This is a genomic window from Acinetobacter sp. YH12138 (assembly GCF_015218525.1).
GTDB lineage: Bacteria > Pseudomonadota > Gammaproteobacteria > Pseudomonadales > Moraxellaceae > Acinetobacter > Acinetobacter amyesii.
In genome coordinates this window covers 1,220,307-1,241,096 of sequence record NZ_CP048670.1, presented here as the reverse complement: position 1 = coordinate 1,241,096, position 20,790 = coordinate 1,220,307, and the positions used below count along the sequence as shown (strand labels likewise).

Here is a 20,790-nt window from a genome sequence, read left to right as displayed (position 1 = left end):
TTAATGTGCTGAATTTGACGGATTAATTTCAGCTGGGTCACGGTAAATCGCTTCTGCTTCATTCACCGATGGGTTTGGATTTGCCAAGGCACGACGTACCACACCAATCGCTGCAAATAACATCACAAATGCCACGATCATAAAGAATGCACAAAGACCGGCATTGATTTGATTCGACAATGCAACCGTATGCATTTCAGCCATGGTTTTCGCAGGTGCCAACAATTCATTTTTTGCAATTGCTGCATTAAAACGATCTGCTTGAGCCAAGAAACCAATCTTTGGATTTTCGTGGAAAATCTTCTGCCAACCAGCGGTCATTGAAGTAATAAACAAGAATAATGTTGGGATAATTGTCACCCAAACATACTTTTGTTTTTTCATCTTGAATAAAATCACTGTACCCAAGATCAATGCCATCGCAGCAAGAATTTGGTTACCAATACCAAATAGCGGCCATAAACTATTAATACCGCCGAGTGGATCAACCACGCCTTGGTAAACGAAGAAGCCCCAACCTGCAACAGCCACCGCTGTACCTAACAGATTTCCGAAGAAGTTATGTGAGTTTTTTACCGCAGGAATCACGATACCCACAGTATCTTGCACCATGAAACGACATGCACGTGTACCCGCATCAACTGCCGTTAAAATGAAGAGTGCTTCGAATAAAATCGCAAAGTGATACCAGAACGCCATCATTGAACGGTTATTAAAAATTTCCGTAATGATATGCGCCATACCAATCGCAAACGTTGGTGCACCACCTGTACGAGACAGAATCGAATTTTCACCCACTTCTTGTGCAAGTAAGGTCAATGCTTCAGGTGTTACCACGAAGCCTAATGTACGAACTGCTTCTGCAGCGGACTCAACCGTTGTACCAATCACAGCTGCTGGCGCATTAATCGCAAAATACACACCAGGCTCAAGAATCGTTGCACAGACCAAAGCCATGATCGCAACAAAAGATTCCATCAACATGCCGCCATAACCGATCATGCGAATATCTTTTTCATTATTCACAAGCTTCGGTGTCGTTCCTGAAGAAACGAGCGCATGGAAACCTGAAATCGCACCACAGGCAATGGTAATAAATAAGAATGGGAACATTGAACCAGCAAATACAGGACCTGTACCATCAATAAAATGCGTTACCGCTGGCATTTTCATTTCAGGTAAAGCAAACATGATCCCGATTGCTAAACCTGCAATAACACCAATTTTCAAGAAGGTCGATAGGTAATCACGTGGTGCAAGCAATAACCATACGGGTAACACAGATGCTACGAAACCATAACCGATCAGCCACCAAGTCAGTTCAGTACCTGAAAGTGTAAAGAATGGCCCCCAATAAGGATGCTGTGCAATGTCGCCACCATAGATAATCCCTGCCATCATCAGCACAAAACCAATGATTGAAACTTCTGCAATTTTACCCGGACGGATAAAGCGCATATAGATACCCATGAAAATCGCAATCGGTACAGTGGCCGCGATACTGAAAACACCCCACGGACTGTTGGTCAACGCTTTTACAACTACCAATGCCAGCACCGCTAGAATGATGATCATCACACCAAGTGCACCAAGCATCACGATGATTCCGGCAAATGAGCCAAGTTCTTGTTTTGCCATTTCACCGAGTGAACGACCATCACGACGCGTCGAGATGAATAAGACTAAAAAGTCTTGAACCGCACCTGCGAGAACAACACCCACTAAGAGCCAAATTGTTCCCGGCAAATAACCCATTTGCGCAGCAAGGATCGGTCCGACTAAAGGACCTGCACCTGCAATCGCGGCAAAGTGGTGACCAAATAGAACGCTTTTATTGGTCGGCACATAATCCAAACCGTCAGCTAAGCGATGGGCAGGCGTTAAACGTCGCTCATTCAGTTCAAAGACTTTATTGGCAATAAATAAACTATAAAAACGATATGCAATGCTATACACACAGATTGCTGCAAGGATCAGCCAAACTGCATTGACATGCTCGCCTCGACTGAGTGCTAGTATGCCGAATGAAACGGCACCTAGAATGGCTACAAACAGCCAGATAATCTTTGAAGCCATTCCTGACTTCGGTTGAATGTTTTCCATCTCAATCCCTCATAAATGTTGAAATAAATCAGCTTGATTTTTCTTGTTCGAGGTACTGCTGTTTCTTCCCTTGAAACTCTACTCCTGTTATGGGCTTTTTCATCTAATACTTTGGAATAAAAATTTAAACCAATAGGTATAAAAAAAGGGATGAATCACTTCATCCCTTTCGATAATAGTCTATTTTTAAACCATTATGCACGTTCTAAATAGTCACCAGTACGAGTGTCTACACGAACGCTTTCTTCTTGCTGTACGAATAATGGAACACGTACAACTGCACCAGTTTCAAGCTTAGCCGGTTTACCGCCACCGCCTGAAGTATCACCACGTACACCTGGATCAGTTTCAACGATTTTTAATACAACGAAATTTGGCGCGCTCACAGTTAAAGGAACACCATTCCATAACATGATTGTGCAAAGTTCATTTGAGTCATCTTTCAACCATTTAGCCGCGTCGCCCATAGCAACTTTATCAGCAGCGATTTGTTCGAAAGATTCTGGGTCCATGAAGTTCCACATTTCACCGTCGTTATACAAGTAGTTCATTTCAACTTCTTGGATGTCAGCAGCTTCTAGTGAATCACCAGATTTGAAAGTTTTTTCTAAAACTTTACCAGTTTTAAGGTTACGTAATTTTACGCGGTTAAAAGCTTGGCCTTTACCTGGTTTTACGTATTCGTTTTCCATGATTGAACATGGGTTACCGTCAAGCATGACCTTAAGGCCTGACTTGAAATCATTCGTAGAATAATAGGCCATGACTGGCTCACTCCAAACTTACTAACTTTAATCTATAGATGCTATGGGCTGTAACATGTCATTTAGCAAGTACTGACTGTAACATTGGCTGCCACATGCACATTAATGTGATATTGCGTATTCTAAATGACCAATGCACCATGTCGCAACGAAAAAATCCCCATTAAAGGGGTCAAGCTGCTTAACTTACACTCAGACATTAAAGAACTTTGTTTATACAATGCCCACAAACAGGTAAAATTGCTGTTTACTGAAACTTAATAAATGTTTCGTAGGCTTCATCCGTTCTAAGCTTTATCGGAATTTTTTCAGCTTAAACATCAAAGTTCGATGCATTAATTTCAGCAATATTCCCTACTCACCTTTCTGCATTTTTTAAACAATCGGCATGATAAACTATTTATTTCAAGAGCAAAACTGGCAAACCCAATTGAGTGATTTGATAACAAATCCTCAAGAATTACTCGATGTATTAGAACTTTCGCATGATCAGTTATTATCGGGTGCTCAGTTCGCAGCAGATGAGTTTCGCCTACGTGTGCCGCGCGCTTTTGTCGAAAAAATGCAAAAAGGTAATCCGCTTGATCCGCTTTTACTCCAAGTTCTACCGCATCATTTGGAACTTGAAGAACACGCCGGTTTTGTCACCGACCCTTTAGGTGAAGAGCAGGCTAACCAACAGCCAGGGGTATTACATAAGTACAAGTCTCGTTTTTTACTGACTTTAACCGGTGCCTGCGCGGTCCATTGCCGTTATTGTTTCCGCCGTCATTTTCCATACCAAGAAAACCTGCCTAAAAATGACGATTGGCCAAACATTAAACAATATATTGAACAACAACCCGATATTAATGAAGTGATTTTAAGTGGTGGAGACCCGCTCACACTATCAAATCGTAAACTTCAAGTGTGGATTGAACGTTTATCGACTTTGCCACAAATTAAATTTTTGAGAATTCATTCACGAGTTCCTATCGTAATCCCCAACCGTGTCGATGAAGAGCTGGTTTCTATTTTAAAAAACAGTAGGCTACGCATTATTCTAGTGGTACACTCAAATCATCCATCAGAGCTAGATGACTTCACGTGCAGCCAGCTTCAACAGCTTGTCAAACAAGGAATCACCGTGCTGAACCAAGCAGTCTTATTAAAAGGGGTTAATGATTCTGCAGAAGTATTGGTCGATTTGAGTTACCGCTTATTCGACGCAGGTGTAATGCCATATTATTTGCATGTTCTGGATAAAGTAAAAGGTGCTCATCATTTTGATACACCAGCTCAGGATATTGATTTAATTTATAAAAAAGTTTTAGAGAACCTACCTGGTTATTTGGTTCCTAAACTTGTACGGGAAATAGCGGGCGAAAAAAACAAGACACCGCTTTTTGGGGCTTCAACTTTTTGAGTTAAATAATAAAGATGACCACGCATACTTCAGATACGTTTTACAATCCGACTGAATTAAAGCTGGATAAACTGAGCTTTTGTCCGACCAATGCTAAAGGTCTGCAAGAGTGGTTAAACGGTATTTCAATTTTACAATTGGGTACCTCATCTAAAGCTTTATTCAATGCCTTACTTGAAATCTCCGAGCTGAAATGCCAAGAGATGTTACGTTTTGATTTGGTTCAAATTTTACATCCGACTATGGAAAGTGTGCTCACAAGCTTAGAAAAACACTTTACCAATCAAAGCCTCATTACCACGGATCGTAATGACCAAATCATTGAATTGGCTATGCTTTTACGCAGTCACTTTGCCAAAATCTATATTGATATTGCCAAACGATGTAATCAGCAGCTTAATCAACAAAAGTTTTCGATTTTTTCATTCGGCCATAAAAAAAGCTTACAAACCGCTCGAATTGCATCAATCTACTATGCGTTGCAACAACTGACACTGTTGTTGTATCAACAACATATGTTGTATGCCACACCGACTGCAGGTCAATGGATTGCGGCACATCAACTGATTGAATGTGCCATTGAACACAATTTCTATCAAAGTAATGTCAATCAGTTACTGGGTACTCAACATCAAATTGCAAATATTGCTCAAGCTTATGCACAATTAATCTTATTAGATATTTTCAATAATCATCAGATTCGCCCTGCTGAAATCCAAGGTTTGTATTTATGTAGCTTTGACTGGGCAAAATTGGTTCAAATCCTACCGAAAGAAACCACGCTTTCACGCTATGTTGTAGACACGAAAAAAGATCACCCACCGATTTATAACTCAAAACAAGATCGGTCTTATCAAGCCAATGTATACATTTCAACGCAAAACTTGCTCGATCATTTGACCGAAACGCAAACTAGAAATGCCAATTATTTATCTAAAAATGAAAAGTTATTTTTAACTCCAGCGCTATATTTCCATATTCATAATATTTTGACCAACAACACTGAACGTCGTCATGAACGTTATGAATATTCTGCGCAAATTAATATTTGCTTTAGCTTAATGGTGGCGCATTTCTATCTCTCTAAAGGTAAAAACTTCCACGAAACTTTAGATTTGGAAGGCAATTATCAATTCCACAATGAAGCCTCTTTTGTCAATTCGCATGATTCAAATATGCCAACAGGCATGACTAATGCGAAAGCGCTAGATCGTGAAGCAAAACGGATTCATACTGCTGACGTATTAGATATTAGTGTGAATGGTTATCGCATTAAATGGACTGGCCCTACCCCAGCCAATTTAAAAACCGGCGAATTTATTTTGATCCAAGAAAATGCTCAAAGCCAATGGCGTGGCGGTGTTGTTCGTTGGATCAAACAATCGACTGAAAAAAGTTTGGAATTGGGTCTCGAAGTACTGGCTCAAGATTTGTATCCATGTTCAGCCCATATTCGTACCGACCGCAATACAACAAATCATCAACCTGCTTTATTGGTACAGACCACACAACTTGATCAAGTGTCTACGACCTTAATTTTACCTGGGGCAAATCTCTTCCGAGAGAAACAAACGATCCACCTTCGCTTAGGCAAAGAAGATATCAAAGTCTATCTCACCAAAGCGCAGTTGGTGACACAAAGCTTTATTCGCTTTGAATATGAATTATTGAATGAAGAGCAAGAAAATGTCGTTAAAGACTATATTGCGAAACAGAGCAATGAGATCAAAAATAACGACTTATGGGAAGCATTAAAGTGAGAAATCCATTACTATCCAAAAAACTAAAACGTACGGAAACTCGATTACTCATTATTGATGATAATCAAATACGTTTTAACCAGATACGTGATTTATTGACAGACAGCGAACATCAAGTTCATGCCATATTACTTGATGATTTACAAAATTTCGAAAAACAGCTGAATCTCAATTGGGACTTGATCATTTTTGGACGTGCTTATGATTTAAAATATGAACAAGCTTTAAGTTTAGTTCAACTATCGAGCCAACCGAATTTACCGATTATTTTACTTAAACCCGAAGACTATCAAGCAGAACAATATGCAAGTTTAGTCAAAAAAGGGATTTATGACATTGTCGATATTGCTGAACCTGAGAGTTTCTATTTTGGTTTAATCCGTGCTTTATCCTTTAGTCGCCTACAACAATCGCAGCAACATTTAATGGAAGAGCTCGAAACAGCTCAAATCCAAACCCAGTCTTTAGTTGAAGATAGTCGTAAAGCGGTTGCCGTGATTCAAGAAGGCATTCATATTCAAGCCAATGCTGAATATCTCACTTTGTTTGGTCTAAAGAATGAAGATGATGTAATTGGTCTGCCTTTACTCGATCTATTACAACCTACTGACCTCAACGACTTTAAACAACGCTTTAAAAAAATCAGCCAAGGACAGCTCGATTTAGGACGTTTTGATCTTGTTTCGCAAAATATCGCAGTGGCTGGGCAAAACCCACTAAAACTCGAATTTATTGCCGCGGCTGAAGAAGATGCTTTACAGCTCGCAATTGAAATTGGCAGTCAAAGCAGCAATGCTGTAAGCAACGCTCCAGTTGAAGCTAGCCCACAAAAACCAAAAGCATTTCAACAACTCAACCGCACCATTGGCCAGCAACCTGCTAATGTAAATGCATTGGTTCTATTTACATTGGCTTCTTGTTCTGATGCGATTTTTCAAAAAGATTGGAATACCTATAAGAGCTATTTCACCAATATTAAAGACTTCTTGAAAGATCAGACTCATGCTCCATTATTTAGTTTAGATAATGGTGCAATCGTTGCCTTATTCCAAGCGGATAATCAGCTCAAACTTGATTCTAAGTTGATTGGTCTTAACACCCTGAGCAAACCTCAATTACTCAGTGTAAACAATGAAACTTATCCATTAAATTTACGCATAGGATACAGTGTTTTAGACAGCGATATTCGTGATGAAGCACATTTTGATACCTTTATTGCGAAAGCCTTTAATACTGCGCTACCAACCAACCAACAAGCACCTGAAATCGATTTAACGATTCCATTAGAAATTGACATACCAAGTTTAGATTTCGGTACACCAGAAGCACAAATTGCGCCGATTGTCGTTAGTGATGAAGCTCCTGTTATCAAGGCCCTTCGCAACTGCTTAGAACGCGGTGAAATTCATCTTAAATATCAGCAACTGTATGATAAAGAAGATTCACATCTTTATACTTATGAAGTAACCAGCGGCTTTATTTTTGAAAATAAATGGAAAGATATCGCCCAACTACGTGAATTGGCTGAAGACTCTGAGCTTTCCATTAAATTGGATCGTTGGATCTTAGTTGAATCGTGTAAACAACTACACAACTTCATCACTCAGTTCCCTGAAGCTAAATTAATCGTTAACCTGAACAAAGAAGTGCTATATAACGACCGCACCTTCCCTGAGTTTATTTCGAAACTAATTACGATTATTCGTAGTAAATTGAAAAATCCACTGATTTTACAATTTGCCGAAGAAGACATTCAGCTCAATATCGATGCCGCTCAAAAAGCATTTGTAGAACTTCGTAAAAATGGTGCCGAACTGGCTTTACGCAATTTTGGTCATTCGATGTTTAGTGAATCATTATTACGCCAAATGGATGTTCACTGCTTAACATTAGATTCAAGTTTGACCAAAATGCTTGCAAACGATAAGTCGTGCCAAGAGCTCCAAGAAAAAATTACCACTTATCATGAAATCAAAACTGTTGAAATCATGTTACGTGAATTAAATGACATGACACTATTTGCCAATGCTTGGAATGTCGAAGCTCGCTTTATTCAAGGCGATTATTTCCAGAAGAAACTCGACCATCTCATCGATGTTCAGGACCAATAAGGTTCTGAACATTGCCGATTTAAGGTTTATCTTTTTTATCGGCACAAAAAAACGGGCATAAAGCCCGTTTTTCGTTTTGGATATTAACGTTTGATAGAACGTGACATACCAGCAAAACGTTGTTTGAATTTGTCGATACGACCGCCAGTGTCAACGCTTTTCTGTTTACCAGTGTAGAATGGGTGGCAAGCAGAACATACGTCTAGGTAAATAGTTTCTTTACCAAGAGCTGAACGAGTTTCAATTACGTTACCGCATGAACATGTAGCAACTAAAGTTTCATATTTTGGGTGAATATCGGCGCGCATCGTCGATTACTCCTAAGATTTAAGAAGGTTTAGCTGTCATCGCAATTGATCACTCTTGCATCACTACAAGGAAGGCTTAAAAAAGCAGACCAACACCATAACAGACCATTCTTTTGGCCCACCGAGACGGATACCGTCAGAGCTAAGCACAACAAGTTGGGGCAAATTATAGCTGATTTTTTATTGTTAATAAATAGATATTCAAGGCTGAATCGCTCTACTCTTTAGGTTGAGCTTGCTCTAAATATTTCTGATATTGTAATTCGACTGTACGCTGAAATTGGGCTTGATCAAAATGGTCTAATTTTTCAATAAATGCAGGACAAAACGTCGTAGCATTTACTGACTGTAATGATCTGCTCATGCCCTCTAACATACTTTGAACCTGCTGTTTAAATTGTGCATCGACGGGCTGATCAACATCTTTTGCCTTTAATGGCTCTACACCATTAAAACGGACAGCCTGAACCGCAGCAATTAATTTTAGCTTGGCAGCTTGATAAGCCTGATCTAATTCCGTATTCATCTGTGGTTGTCGATCACGACAAAAATCCAACATGGGCTGCAGGCTGATGAGCGGCATTTTTTCAATGACATCACGGTTACTATTTACGGATAAATCCTCTTGAGCATGAACGACTGTGTTCATACCCAAGAATAAAATGAAGATGCCTTTTTTAATTTTCATGATTTTTTTTATCTATATAAGGTATTTTAAAAGGACCTATTCATCTCGCCCTATTCTTGCCCACGGCTTTGTTTTGCCCAAAGGTTGGCAATCACACCACAGACCATCAACTGAATTTGGTGAAAGATCATAATCGGTAAAACTATCATCCCCATCGGCTGCCCAATAAATAAAATTTGTGCCATGGGCACGCCGCTCGCCAAGGTTTTTTTAGAACCACAAAAGAAAATCGTCTTTTGATCAGCTCGGCTAAAGCCCAACCAACGTGGTACATATAGCGCCAATAACATAATGATTGTTAACAAGACAGAGCACGCCACAATCAACAGGAATAAAGTCATACCACTCACATGATGCCATAGCCCTGCCACCACCGCACTGCTGAATGCGCCATAGACCACCATCAAAATTGAGCCCTGATCAAATACCTTCACAATTTTTGGCATTTTCTTCATATAAGGAAACACCCAAGGACGGAGGAGCTGCCCTAAAATGAAGGGAATCAGTAATAACAGGGTAATTTGGATAATAGATGCCGTCGGATCGTAGTTATGTTGTGACTGACCGAGAATAAAATAGGCCACCATCACTGGGGTAATAAACATCCCAATAATATTTGAAAATGATGCACTACAGACTGCGCCAGCAACATTACCCTGTGCTACCGAAGTAAATGCAATAGAAGACTGTACTGTCGAAGGTAAAAAGCACATAAACAAAAAGCCCCAATACAACTCTTGCCCTAACATCGGCACGAGAATTGGTTTCGCCATTAAACCCAATAATGGAAATAATGCAAAGGTAAAAGCAAAAACTAAAGCATGTAACTTCCAATGCATAATGCCTTCAACCACAGCCTCACGAGATAACTTTGCACCATGGAGGAAAAATAAAATGGCAATTGCAGCCGTGGTAATATAGCCAAAGATTTCTGCAGCTTGACCACTAACAGGCAAAAAAGTCGCAAGTATGACCATTACAAAAAGTAGAATGGTAAAACGATCCAAAGCCAACATTTTTAGCATAACAACATCCTGTACAAATTTCCCTTTAAAGCTCATCGGCACAAAAATGCCCAATAAGCTAAATTTACCATTGAGTAAATTTCATCTTACTGGGCCATATAAATAAAGCCAGCTTTTCTCCGATATATTCATTATTTTAAACGTTGATAGTGAGCTCAACGCAAAAAAATTTATAAATAAGAATATTCAGAATTACAGATGACTTTATATTAATGATTGCACATTAATTATTTCGTGCATTTGAGTCTTGTTGGATCAACTCAATTTTATAGCCATCGGGATCTTCAACAAAGGCAATGACGGTCACACCACCTTTCATTGGTCCTGCTTCACGTACCACGTTTCCGCCACGTGCTTTAATTTCTTCACAAGCCTTGTAGGCATCATCTACTGCAATAGCAATATGGCCATAAGCGTTACCCAATTCATAACTCTCCGTATCCCAGTTATGCGTTAACTCGAGTACGGTATGATTTTCTTCATCACCATAGCCCACAAATGCCAAAGTAAAACGACCTTCTTCATAATCACGCTTACGAAGCAAAGTCATACCGAGTACTTCAGTATAGAACGCCAATGAACGCTCTAAATTGCCTACACGTAACATGGTATGCAGCATGCGCATAATCGAGTTTCCTAAATCTATCATTATGTTTGAATACTATAGGGATTTAACATGCAAAGTTCAATTTAAGTCTAGAGCACATATACCGCCTTATTTCAAATATCCTTGTCCAAAACCGTAGACCTGCTTAGGCTATTCAACAGCTTAGAATAAAAAAGCCCACTCAAACTGAATAGGCTTTTTTTAAGTTAAATTGAATTATGAACTGGATTTCTGTTCATGTTCTCTCAATAGTTTGGCGACCCAAACCACTAAAATTAAAATCGGAATACCAATTAGAGTTGTCATCAAGAAAAAGTTTGGATAACCGATATTGGTCACAATCGTACCTGAGTAACCGCCTAAAATTTTAGGGGTTAAGGTCATTAATGAACTAAAGATGGCATATTGAACAGCTGTGAAAGAAACACTGGTTAAGCTCGATAAAAATGCAATAAATGCCGCACCAGCAAGACCAGAAGCCAAGTTATCAACAATAATCGCAAAATACAGCCACAGCGAACTATAAGGCTTAATGACCTTACCTTTGATGTCCACATTCTGTTCAGCACTTGCTAAGTTAATCGGTTGAATATCAACACCAAGCACACCCGCCATATTGGCCGATGTATTCACTTGATATGCTAAATCGACACTCTTTTTCACCACATCATTTTCTAGTAGTTGAGCCGTTAATGTTTTTTGCTTTGCTGTTTCGAGCGCTTGACCTGGAATTGCAGCACTAAAAACACCAGTTTTATCAAGCTTCGCGTCGAATGGTTTAGCATCCAAAATAATTTGAATTTTTTGACTTTCTTTTAACTCGCCTGCCAAGTATTGTCCACGGACCACGATACTATTTGCAGTCTCTTGAGCTGAAATCGTGTTATCTGAAGTCACTGGCAACAACATCATTGCTGAGTTTGCAAAAGCATTATTCAGATACGGCAAACTCACCTGTATTGGATGTTGATTCTTAGACTGATAATCCGCACTGACTTTAATATTTTGATCTGCAGCCAAGACTGCTTTTGGAATTTGAACTGCCCAAGCACCCGTATCATCCGGCGTCGCTGTATATTGCTGCCCTGCTACATTGACAGTGACATCACTCAATGGCTGACCTGATTTGACCAGACCGATAAAAATCAAGTTTGTTGAACTTGCTAAAATTGCACCAACAAACATCAATTTCATAATGTTCATGCGCTGCGCTAGCAAACCGCCAAGGAAGCCACCAACCAAGCTAAATATCACACCATAGACTTTTACAGCTTCGGCAATCTGCTCTTTGGTGAAGTTTAAATCTTGATAAAACACATTAGAAATGACGCCGGCGATAATATCGGAAATACGGTAAAAACCAATAAGTAACAACAACACTAAAGCCAGTTTTAGACCATAACGCTTAAAGAAATCTGCAACTGGATTAACCCAAGTTTCAAATGCCATCTGCTTATTTACAGCACCCGATTTCACTAAAACAGAACCGACACCAAAAGCAACCACAGCTGAACCAATAAAGCGTACAGCCTCTAAACAGAACAAGGCGAATGAGTCTGAAATTTGCCACTGCTCTTTCAAGCTTTCAACCGCTACACCTGAATAGATATAACTCAAGACAAAGGCAACCACCGCAGCAAAGAATACAGCGACTAAACGATAATAGTCGGTCCGTTTATAATGCTTTTGTACACGGTCAACTTGCGGCTCACGTATCGATAAAGTTGTGATAATACCGATAACCATTACAGCAGCCATTGCAAGGTAAGTATATTTCCAAGCTTCATAAATATAGTTACCTTTGGCCGTGCCTAAATATGCAGCCAAAAATAACGCCCCTGCACCTGCCACGATCATGCCGATACGATAACCTGCATTATAGGTCGAAGCTAAAACGGTCTGCATTTCAGTTTCTGCCAACTCAATACGATACGCATCAATCACAATGTCTTGCGTTGCAGCAGAAAAACCAAGTAATACGGCTCCAGCAGCCATTTGGTAAATATAGCTTTGCCCTAAAGCTGGGTCTGAAAATGCCATGATACAAATTGCACAGATAATGAGAACCTGAGCGATCAACAACCATGCACGGCGACGTCCGAGTTGTTTGGTTAAAAATGGTACAGGCAACTCATCAATTAAGGGTGCCCAAACAAACTTAAACGAATAGCCAAGTGCAGCCCAACTAAAAAAAGTTACTGCACTTTTATCAATTCCTGCTTCACCTAACCAAAGCGATAAACTGGAAAAGATCAGTAAAATTGGAATACCGGCCGAAAAGCCAAGAAAAAGCATAATCAGCGCACGTCGGTCTAAAAATGCAGTAAAAGCAGATTTCCATCCTGAAGCTTGTGTTGTCATGACTCAGTTATTTTTGTCAAAATCGAATGTTGCTATTCAAGCGCTTAATGACAACGGTTTCAACAACATTTATGAAATCATTGTTTTATTTTATCGATATTTCGCATGCTGTTGCTTGATCTTTGGCATTAAACCTGTATACCTTAATTACATATCTCTATTCTTTAGTTTTTTGGATTCAACAGTGACCCAGCGACTTGAACAAATTCACTCTTCTTTATCAACCACCATTAATGAAACCAACACAAAAAACTTAGCAGAAACAGTAACGACACTAAAGAGCGCTTTTGATCAACCCGAAATACAGAATACTTTAACTAAAACCCAGTTGCAGCCGCTTCAGCTGACGCATACACCTGAACTCAAAAAAATACCAACGTCTACCAAGCGGATCAAACCACTTAATGACTTTTTAGGACAAGATCGTGCCCGAGCTTCGGTCGAGGCTGGCATTGCATTACCCTATTCAGGCTATAACATTTTTGCTGTAGGTACCGCAGGCTTAGGTAAGCGCACCATGATTAAGCGCTTATTACAACAACACGCTAAAAATATGCCAACGCCTTCAGACTGGGTGTATGTCAATAATTTCAAGTTTCCGCGTGAACCGATTGCGCTGAAACTTCCTTCTGGTCAAGCGACAAAATTCCAAACGTTATTACATCAAAGTTGGCAAACTATATTAAAACAGCTTGAACGTCGCTTCACCGCAGAAACCTATCACAATCGCATTGAAATGATTCGCCAACATGCTGGTGATGAACAACATCTTGCTTTAGTTGAATTAACCCGAGAAGGTGAAGAGCTCGATCTTAAACTGATTTCTCAGGATGATGATCATTGTTTCGTTCCGATGCATTTGGTCGATAACAAATACCAAGAAATGTCGAAAGAAGACATCAATGCTTTAAGCAGCAAACAACGTGCTGAAATTGCGTCAAACGTCCGTTATATGGATAAAAAACTTGAACGTCTTGGTCTACATCTTGGTGATCTTGAAGATGACGCACGCGATAAAGTTCAGGTTTTAAACCGTGAAATTGCTAAACAAGTCGTCATGCCGCGTATTGATGTAATTCAAAATAAATTTAGCATGGTTGAAGGCTTGGAAGATTATCTGAAGCAATATGCAGATGACATCATTCAAAATGTTGAGTTTGTGCTTGAGCAAGAAGAAGATGACTTTACACCTGGCCTATTTAACCGCGTGCCATCTCGCTACCAAGCAAACATCATTGCCACACACAAACCTAATGCTGGTGCGCCCGTCATTTTTGAAGATTTCCCTACCCATTACAATTTGTTAGGTCATGTTGAACAACTAACTCAAAACGGTACCATCACCACAGACTTTACCTTAATCCGTCCCGGTGCATTACATAAGGCCAATGGTGGATTCCTCATCTTGGAAGCTGAACAACTTTTAGAACAGCCTTATGCATGGCAAGGTCTAAAACGTGCATTAAAATCAGGACATTTAAAGCTGTCTTCACTTGAACATATGCTTACATTGACAGGCAGTATTTCGATTGAGCCTGAAGCTATTGATTTAAATATCAAAGTGATCCTGCTTGCTGAACCTGATATTTATTACGATATTTTAGAACTCGAACCAGAACTGGGCAGTGTCTTTAAAATTCGTGCCGATTTTACCGATACATTACAACGTAATGACATTAATGAGCAGGCATATATGCAGCTAATTGCTGATTATGTGCAAACAGACAAACTTCTGCCGTTTGACCGTACAGCACTTGCTGCACTGTTAACTGATTCAAGTCGTCAAGCTGAAGATCAAAGCTCTTTGTCATTACATGCCCTCACCTTAGGTGATTTGATTCGTGAAGCACATCATCATGCAGCACTTGCTGGCGATAAAATGGTGACAGAAACACATATCAACACCGCTCTTGATCATCGTAAATACCGTCTAGGCTACTTACGTGAATTATATTGGCAAGATCTCACTCGCGGTACACAGTTAATCGAAACCAAAGGTCATCGATTCGGGCAGATTAACGCCCTCTCTGTGATTCAATATGCTGATGTTGAATTTGGTTTACCGTCACGTTTAACGGCTTCGGTTTATCAAGGTGGCGGCGATATTTTAGATATCGAGCGTAGTGTAGAACTCGGTGGTTCTCTGCATGCCAAAGGCGTCCTGCTGATGTCGAGTTTCTTAAAGGCACACTTTGGTCGTGAACAAATTTTACATTTTTCTGCTGCCCTTGCCTTTGAGCAAAGCTATGGCCAAGTAGATGGCGACAGCGCAACTGTTGCAGAGCTTTCAGCACTGATTTCCGCTATTAGCCAATTACCGATCGATCAATCATGGGCAATCACTGGCTCAATGAACCAATTGGGTCAAGTTCAACCGATTGGGGGTGTAAATGCCAAGATTGAAGGCTTCTATGATGCATGTAAATTACAAGGGTTAACAGGCAAGCAAGGTGTGATTATTCCACGCCAAAATATGCAGCACTTGATGTTACGCAAAGATGTGATTGAAGCTGTGCAACAAGGTCAATTCCATATTCACGCTATAGATACCATTGACCAAGCTCTAGAAATTTTGATGGCGCGTCCAGTAGGCACTCTTGATAAAAAAGGTCGTTATAGCAAAGGCTCAATCTACGCTGCTGTCATGGAGCAACTTGAATACTGGCAAGCGATTGAAGATGGTGCTGAGTTTGAGGAAGAAGAGCCAAAGAAAAAGAAAAAAAAGAAGAAGTCAAAAAAGGACAAAGATAAAAAGGCAAAGAAGTCTGAAGCTCAAGACAGTACTGCTGAAAATGAGCAAGTCATTGAAGAAAGTCCGACTGAAGACAATCCGTCATAAATGTTCGATTAGATTATTCATTTGTTGATTTTTCCACCATTCATTGCACTTTAAATGCCTTTGAAATGGTGGAAAAACGCATAACCCCAGACTTTTTAGATAATTAAGTCATAAAAAAAGCGCCTTAAAGGCGCTATTTTTTATCTGTATCCAATGATTAAAATCATCAAATACACATCCAATTAAGCTTCCGGAGCTGGGCTATATTGTTCAACTAAAGGTTGTAATTCACCTTTTTGGAACATATCAAGCATAATGTCACTACCACCGATCAATTCACCATTGATCCATAATTGTGGGAAAGTCGGCCAGTTTGCAATTTGTGGAAGAGTTGCGCGAATATCTTGATTTTCAAGAATATTTACATAAGCAAATGGACGACCAATTTGACTGAGCGCTTCTACTGCACGCGCAGAGAAACCACACTGTGGAAACTGTGGAGTGCCTTTCATGTAAAGTAGAACTGCGTGTTTAGCAATTTGGTCACGAATTAACGCTTCTGTATCGCGTGCTTGTTCAGTCATTGATATATCCTCAATAAATCTGCTTCGCATTATACCCAAAACTGAGTAAAACAATATGACTAAAGCAATATTTCACGTTTTATTTACATTTCAGCTTTTCAAGTGAGTCATATTTTGCTTATATAGACCTCTTGATGCTCATATATATATGGCGTCTCCTCTATATTATTTCAATCACCTGACAAATTAGAGTTAGTCATGAATAACATTACCCTTGCCCCAGTACAAACTGATCAACCATCGCACTTGATGCCAGTATTTGGCCGCCAACCGATCAGCTTTGTCCGAGGTCAAGGTGCTCACCTGTATACCGCAGATGGCACAGAATACTTAGACGCACTGACAGGGATAGCTGTTTGTGGTTTAGGTCACTCACATCCTGCAATTACAGCTGCAATTGCTGAACAGGCAGCGACCCTCATTCATACCAGTAACTTATTTGAAGTGCCTTGGCAAACGGCTGCTGCGCAAAAATTAGCTGAAGTTGCGGGTATGGAAGAAGTTTTCTTCTCAAATAGTGGTGCAGAATCAAATGAAGGTGCAATCAAAATTGCACGTAAATTTGGTCATATGCAAGGTGTCGCAACACCAAAAATTATCGTTGCTGATCATTCTTTCCATGGTCGTACCATGGCAACCTTATCTGCAACAGGTAACAAAAAAGTTCAAGAAGGCTTTGGCCCATTGGTTGAAGGTTTTATCCGTGTACCTTTCGGTGATATCGAAGCGATTGAGGAAGCGGCGATTCACCACCCTGACATCGTAGCGATTTTGGTTGAGCCGATCCAAGGTGAAGGTGGTGTAAATACTGCACCTCAGGGTTTTAGCTACCTAGAAGAAATTCGTCAAATCTGTAATCAGCACAACTGGTTAATGATGCTTGATGAAGTGCAAACAGGTAATGGTCGTACAGGTAAATACTTTGCGTATCAACACACTAATATTGTTCCTGATGTGCTAACTACAGCTAAAGGTCTGGGTAATGGCTTCCCTATCGGCGCAGTCATGACTCAAGGTCGTGGTGTTGGCGTTTTAACAGCGGGTAACCACGGTTCAACTTATAGCGGTACAGCATTAGGTTCACGTGTGGTTTATACCGTGATTGATACCATTCAAAAAGAAAACCTTGTTGAAAATGCTGCAAATATGGGTGCGTATCTTGTTGAGCAATTCACAGAGCAACTTGCAGAGCAAAACGTGACTGTTCGTGGTTTTGGTTTAATGGTCGGCATTGAATTACCTAAAGCATGTGGCGAACTTGTGAATATTGCACGTGATGAGCATCACTTGATTATTAACGTAACAGCAGGCTCTGTGATTCGTTTATTACCTACGCTGAACATCAATAAAAAACAAGCGGATATCTTGATTGAACGCATTGTTAAAATGGTGAATAACTTTCTAGCGTAATATGTGCCGAAAGTAAAAAAAGCCGCTAATTGCGGCTTTTTTTATATCTTCTTCAAATTTTTTTGTTTTTATGAGGCTTCTTGGTATACACGTCCGCCTGGTAATTGACTGAAATACAATTTTAATGCATCTAGGCAACGATGAATTTTAGTAGGCTGTTGATCACGTTTAGACATCACCGCATATAGAGTAAATGATGGTAAACGCCATTCTGGTAAAACTTCAACAAGAGAACCGTTTAATAAGTCTTTTTGCGTATCTAGATATAATATTCTTGCAATGCCATGTCCTTGTTGACACATTGCTTTTGCAGCAAATACATTATTTGTTGTAAATCGGGAGTGCACATCCAATGCAACCTGCTCTTTAGTCACTGCATTTTCAAATGCAAAATGCTGAAAGTTTTTAACCAAATTTATTTGAACCATATCATGATTTTGTAAATCTTCTGGTCGTGTAATTAAACTGGTTTGGTTGATATAGCTTGGTGCTGCAACGAGAACTTGTTCAACATGTGCCAATGGCACCACATGAAACTGTTGATCATCAATTTTTGAACTCATTCGTAACGCAATATCAATGCGGCCATCAATTAAGTCGATATATTGATTATCTGCTTCTAGATGAACGGATAAACCGCGATGTGCCGACATCCAATGTGACAATGCAGGAATCACATGATTCGCACAAATTTCTGGTGTCGATGCAATACGTAATTCACCGACTAAGTCGTCACGAAGTTCATTGATACGAATTTTGCCGCGCTCTGCGGCAGATAGCATCTCTTGGCAACTATGAAAAAAAGCTTGTCCAGCTTCTGTCAAACTTAACTTACGTGTTGAACGATGTAAAAGAATGACTTCCATATCCTGCTCTAGTGAGCGGATTTGCTGACTCACGGCACTCGTGGTAATACCTAACTCACGAGCAGCACCGCTAAACGAATTTTTTTCCACAACGCAAGCAAAGACACCCATTGCTCGAAGTTGATCTAACATAAATTTCCCTCATAAACTTATGAGAAGCTTCATCTTTCGATAAAAGCAACTCATTGTATTATACGGGGATATTTTGCTTTTGCATTATATATTTAATTATTTGGTAAAACTGAAGTTGGATTGATTGGTTTACCATCTAAACGCACTTGGAACTCAAGCATCGTGCGGTTGGTACCCGATGAACCCATCTCACCAATTTGCTGCCCTGCTTTCACAGTATCGCCACTTTTGACATTCATTTTACTGTTATGTGCATATGCAGTGATATAGCCATTAATATGCTTCACCAAAATTAAATTGCCGTACTCTTTAAGACCATCGGCGGCATAGACCACTTGACCATCAGCTGCTGCAAAAATAGGATCACCTGTATTACCTACGTAACGTGTTCCTTTCACATTCGATGCTAAGTTATAGCCTTGTAATACCGTAGGACGCGATACTGGACTCACCCAACGTAAACTTGAAGAACTGACCACAGGCGTTGGAACTGTAGTTCGAGTCACTGTCGATGGTGTGGTTGAAGCTTGAGTCACGGGCGCTGTTTGCGTTGGCATTGCAATCGTTTGGCGTTGAATTGGTGCCGCTTGAGTCATGGCTTGTGTAGACGTCGTACGACGAGAGCCACTATTTTTAAGGCGAATGGATTGTCCAACATAGATGCGATAAGGCTGGGCAATATCGTTCATTTCTGCGATGCTGACATAGCTCAAGCCATAGCGAGCTGCGATGCCACTTAAAGTATCTCCCGAACGAACTGTATAATAATCCGGAGCAGTCGCATAACGGGTCGCATTATTAATTTGTGGTTTTGACGCACAGCCAGTCATGACCAAAGTTGTAACCACAGCAGCAGATAAAACAAGGGTCTTAAATAATGCTGCAGGAGCGGTAATAACGCGATATTGTGACACCAGGGACATCATCTTCCTCACTAATAATTCAAATATAGTCATTATGAATGGGCTAAGATTAGCAAAAATCCACTCTAAAAAAGTTGCGGCATAACCATTTTCACAAAGTTATAACACTAATACTTAAATTTTAGATAACTCTGCGTGTAAGTTATTCAAAATCTCATAGTTTGTAGCATCCATTTGTATAGGCGTTACACTGACATAACCATTTGCCACGGCAAAGAAATCTGACTCGATATCGGTTAAGCCTTTCTTAGGCTCTGCCACTGCCTCGCCTGCCAATCCAATCCAATAGACTTGACGACCACGCGGGTCTACATGACTGGTAATCGGTTTGGACTGTAAACGTCTTCCTTGATAGGTCACTTTGGTGCCTTGAAGTTCAGCAACATCTGGAATATTAATATTAAAAATATGTCGTGCAGGTAGCGCAGGTAGTCCATTGGCAATAAAATCATGCACCCATTGCGCGGCGACTGCATAATCTTCTGGGTTATTATAACTACGCACATTTGGCCCAGCCAAAGAGACGGCTAGCGCAGGTTGTTTCATTAAACGGCCTTCAAATGCCGCACCCACTGTCCCTGAATACAGCACATCATCACCCAGATTTGCGCCACTATTGATTCCACTCACCACCAGATCAAATTCAAAATCAAACAGACCATTCATTGATAAATACACACAGTCCGCAGGTGTACCATTTACCGCCCACATATTCGGTGCAATTTCGACAGGTCGTAATGGTCGATCTAAAGTTAAAGCACTTGAAAAACCGCTGCGTTCGCTTTCAGGCGCCACAATCACCACACGACCGAGAGGACGCAATGCATGTGCTAAAGCTTGGATACCGGGAGCAAAAACGCCATCATCATTGGCAATTAAAATATTCACAACTAAATTTCCATTACTAAAAAATTAAAAATGACTCGCAAGAACATTTTATTGAAATATATGAATAATTATATAT

The 20,790-nt window shown here is 40.1% G+C and carries 16 protein-coding genes; 5 read left to right on the top strand and 11 right to left on the bottom strand.

The genetic code is table 11. From position 1 onward, the window contains the following. Both G0029_RS05960 and efp read right to left on the bottom strand, forming a co-directional pair. On the bottom strand, nt 1–2,103 hold the full coding sequence (locus tag G0029_RS05960) for a carbon starvation CstA family protein (protein ID WP_078191829.1): 2,103 nt from the start codon (nt 2,101–2,103) through the stop codon (nt 1–3). Between the two features lie 194 nt (nt 2,104–2,297). Next, nucleotides 2,298–2,867, bottom strand: coding sequence for an elongation factor P (efp, locus tag G0029_RS05955; RefSeq protein WP_067762759.1), 570 nt, complete (start codon nt 2,865–2,867; stop codon nt 2,298–2,300). 388 nt (nt 2,868–3,255) lie between these two features. Here efp and epmB point away from each other — a divergent pair, with 388 nt between their 5' ends. Genes epmB through G0029_RS05940 form a run of 3 tightly spaced genes read left to right on the top strand, consistent with a single transcriptional unit; the run spans nt 3,256 to nt 8,143 of the window. After that, entirely contained in the window at nt 3,256–4,272 is a 1,017-nt protein-coding gene (gene epmB, locus G0029_RS05950) for an EF-P beta-lysylation protein EpmB (protein ID WP_078191830.1), read from the top strand. A gap of 14 nt (nt 4,273–4,286) precedes the next feature. After that, complete coding sequence (locus G0029_RS05945) at nt 4,287–6,032, top strand: GTPase (protein ID WP_180107513.1); 1,746 nt, start codon at nt 4,287–4,289, stop codon at nt 6,030–6,032. Continuing rightward, the gene (locus G0029_RS05940; RefSeq protein ID WP_180107514.1) at nt 6,014–8,143 is read left to right on the top strand and encodes an EAL domain-containing protein; all 2,130 of its coding nucleotides are present in this window, start codon (nt 6,014–6,016) and stop codon (nt 8,141–8,143) included. Before G0029_RS05945 ends, G0029_RS05940 begins: the two co-directional genes overlap by 19 nt. Before the next feature lie 83 nt (nt 8,144–8,226). Here G0029_RS05940 and rpmE read toward each other — a convergent pair whose 3' ends face one another. The 5 genes from rpmE to G0029_RS05915 all read right to left on the bottom strand — a co-directional run bounded on the left by rpmE (nt 8,227) and on the right by G0029_RS05915 (nt 13,132). Continuing rightward, nucleotides 8,227–8,451: a 50S ribosomal protein L31 gene (gene rpmE / locus G0029_RS05935; protein ID WP_078190165.1), complete on the bottom strand. Its 225-nt coding sequence runs from the start codon at nt 8,449–8,451 to the stop codon at nt 8,227–8,229. Between the two features lie 217 nt (nt 8,452–8,668). Then, entirely contained in the window at nt 8,669–9,139 is a 471-nt protein-coding gene (locus G0029_RS05930) for a hypothetical protein (RefSeq protein WP_180107515.1), read from the bottom strand. A gap of 50 nt (nt 9,140–9,189) precedes the next feature. Next, a complete protein-coding gene (locus G0029_RS05925) occupies nt 9,190–10,164 on the bottom strand; it encodes a bile acid:sodium symporter family protein (RefSeq protein ID WP_180004882.1) in 975 nt (324 codons plus the stop codon). A 223-nt stretch (nt 10,165–10,387) separates the two neighbouring features. Continuing rightward, on the bottom strand, nt 10,388–10,789 hold the full coding sequence (gene gloA, locus G0029_RS05920; protein ID WP_078191833.1) for a lactoylglutathione lyase: 402 nt from the start codon (nt 10,787–10,789) through the stop codon (nt 10,388–10,390). 198 nt (nt 10,790–10,987) lie between these two features. Continuing rightward, nucleotides 10,988–13,132, bottom strand: a complete 2,145-nt coding sequence (locus tag G0029_RS05915; RefSeq protein ID WP_180107516.1) for an AmpG family muropeptide MFS transporter — start codon at nt 13,130–13,132, stop codon at nt 10,988–10,990. 205 nt (nt 13,133–13,337) lie between these two features. On the opposite strand from G0029_RS05915, the gene G0029_RS05910 reads away from it, so the two are divergent. Then, nucleotides 13,338–15,971 carry a Lon protease family protein gene (locus G0029_RS05910; protein WP_373685026.1) on the top strand — a complete coding sequence of 878 codons (2,634 nt, stop codon included), beginning with the start codon at nt 13,338–13,340 and terminating at the stop codon, nt 15,969–15,971. A 182-nt stretch (nt 15,972–16,153) separates the two neighbouring features. Here G0029_RS05910 and grxD read toward each other — a convergent pair whose 3' ends face one another. Continuing rightward, nucleotides 16,154–16,495 (bottom strand): Grx4 family monothiol glutaredoxin, encoded by a 342-nt coding sequence (gene grxD / locus G0029_RS05905; RefSeq protein WP_067762767.1) that lies wholly within the window; start codon nt 16,493–16,495, stop codon nt 16,154–16,156. A gap of 198 nt (nt 16,496–16,693) precedes the next feature. Between grxD and G0029_RS05900 the strand changes: the two genes are divergently transcribed. Further along, nucleotides 16,694–17,905: an aspartate aminotransferase family protein gene (locus tag G0029_RS05900; protein WP_180107518.1), complete on the top strand. Its 1,212-nt coding sequence runs from the start codon at nt 16,694–16,696 to the stop codon at nt 17,903–17,905. 68 nt (nt 17,906–17,973) lie between these two features. Here the strand turns inward: G0029_RS05900 and G0029_RS05895 are convergent, their stop codons facing one another. The 3 genes from G0029_RS05895 to surE form a co-directional block, all read right to left on the bottom strand. Beyond that, nucleotides 17,974–18,903: a LysR family transcriptional regulator gene (locus G0029_RS05895; protein WP_180004878.1), complete on the bottom strand. Its 930-nt coding sequence runs from the start codon at nt 18,901–18,903 to the stop codon at nt 17,974–17,976. A 92-nt stretch (nt 18,904–18,995) separates the two neighbouring features. Next, the gene (locus G0029_RS05890; RefSeq protein WP_180050620.1) at nt 18,996–19,826 is read right to left on the bottom strand and encodes a peptidoglycan DD-metalloendopeptidase family protein; all 831 of its coding nucleotides are present in this window, start codon (nt 19,824–19,826) and stop codon (nt 18,996–18,998) included. A gap of 114 nt (nt 19,827–19,940) precedes the next feature. Then, on the bottom strand, nt 19,941–20,714 hold the full coding sequence (surE, locus tag G0029_RS05885) for a 5'/3'-nucleotidase SurE (RefSeq protein ID WP_111884223.1): 774 nt from the start codon (nt 20,712–20,714) through the stop codon (nt 19,941–19,943). Nucleotides 20,715–20,790: the final 76 nt, after the last annotated feature.

Bases quoted from the DNA above. Each gene is read 5' to 3' on its own strand.
- G0029_RS05960 (WP_078191829.1), bottom strand. From the start codon at position 2,103: ATGGAAAACATTCAACCGAAGTCAGGAATGGCTTCAAAGATTATCTGG.
- efp (WP_067762759.1), bottom strand. From the start codon at position 2,867: ATGGCCTATTATTCTACGAATGATTTCAAGTCAGGCCTTAAGGTCATG.
- epmB (WP_078191830.1), top strand. From the start codon at position 3,256: ATGATAAACTATTTATTTCAAGAGCAAAACTGGCAAACCCAATTGAGT.
- G0029_RS05945 (WP_180107513.1), top strand. From the start codon at position 4,287: ATGACCACGCATACTTCAGATACGTTTTACAATCCGACTGAATTAAAG.
- G0029_RS05940 (WP_180107514.1), top strand. From the start codon at position 6,014: ATGGGAAGCATTAAAGTGAGAAATCCATTACTATCCAAAAAACTAAAA.
- rpmE (WP_078190165.1), bottom strand. From the start codon at position 8,451: ATGCGCGCCGATATTCACCCAAAATATGAAACTTTAGTTGCTACATGT.
- G0029_RS05930 (WP_180107515.1), bottom strand. From the start codon at position 9,139: ATGAAAATTAAAAAAGGCATCTTCATTTTATTCTTGGGTATGAACACA.
- G0029_RS05925 (WP_180004882.1), bottom strand. From the start codon at position 10,164: ATGCTAAAAATGTTGGCTTTGGATCGTTTTACCATTCTACTTTTTGTA.
- gloA (WP_078191833.1), bottom strand. From the start codon at position 10,789: ATGCGCATGCTGCATACCATGTTACGTGTAGGCAATTTAGAGCGTTCA.
- G0029_RS05915 (WP_180107516.1), bottom strand. From the start codon at position 13,132: ATGACAACACAAGCTTCAGGATGGAAATCTGCTTTTACTGCATTTTTA.
- grxD (WP_067762767.1), bottom strand. From the start codon at position 16,495: ATGACTGAACAAGCACGCGATACAGAAGCGTTAATTCGTGACCAAATT.
- G0029_RS05900 (WP_180107518.1), top strand. From the start codon at position 16,694: ATGAATAACATTACCCTTGCCCCAGTACAAACTGATCAACCATCGCAC.
- G0029_RS05895 (WP_180004878.1), bottom strand. From the start codon at position 18,903: ATGTTAGATCAACTTCGAGCAATGGGTGTCTTTGCTTGCGTTGTGGAA.
- G0029_RS05890 (WP_180050620.1), bottom strand. From the start codon at position 19,826: ATGTCCCTGGTGTCACAATATCGCGTTATTACCGCTCCTGCAGCATTA.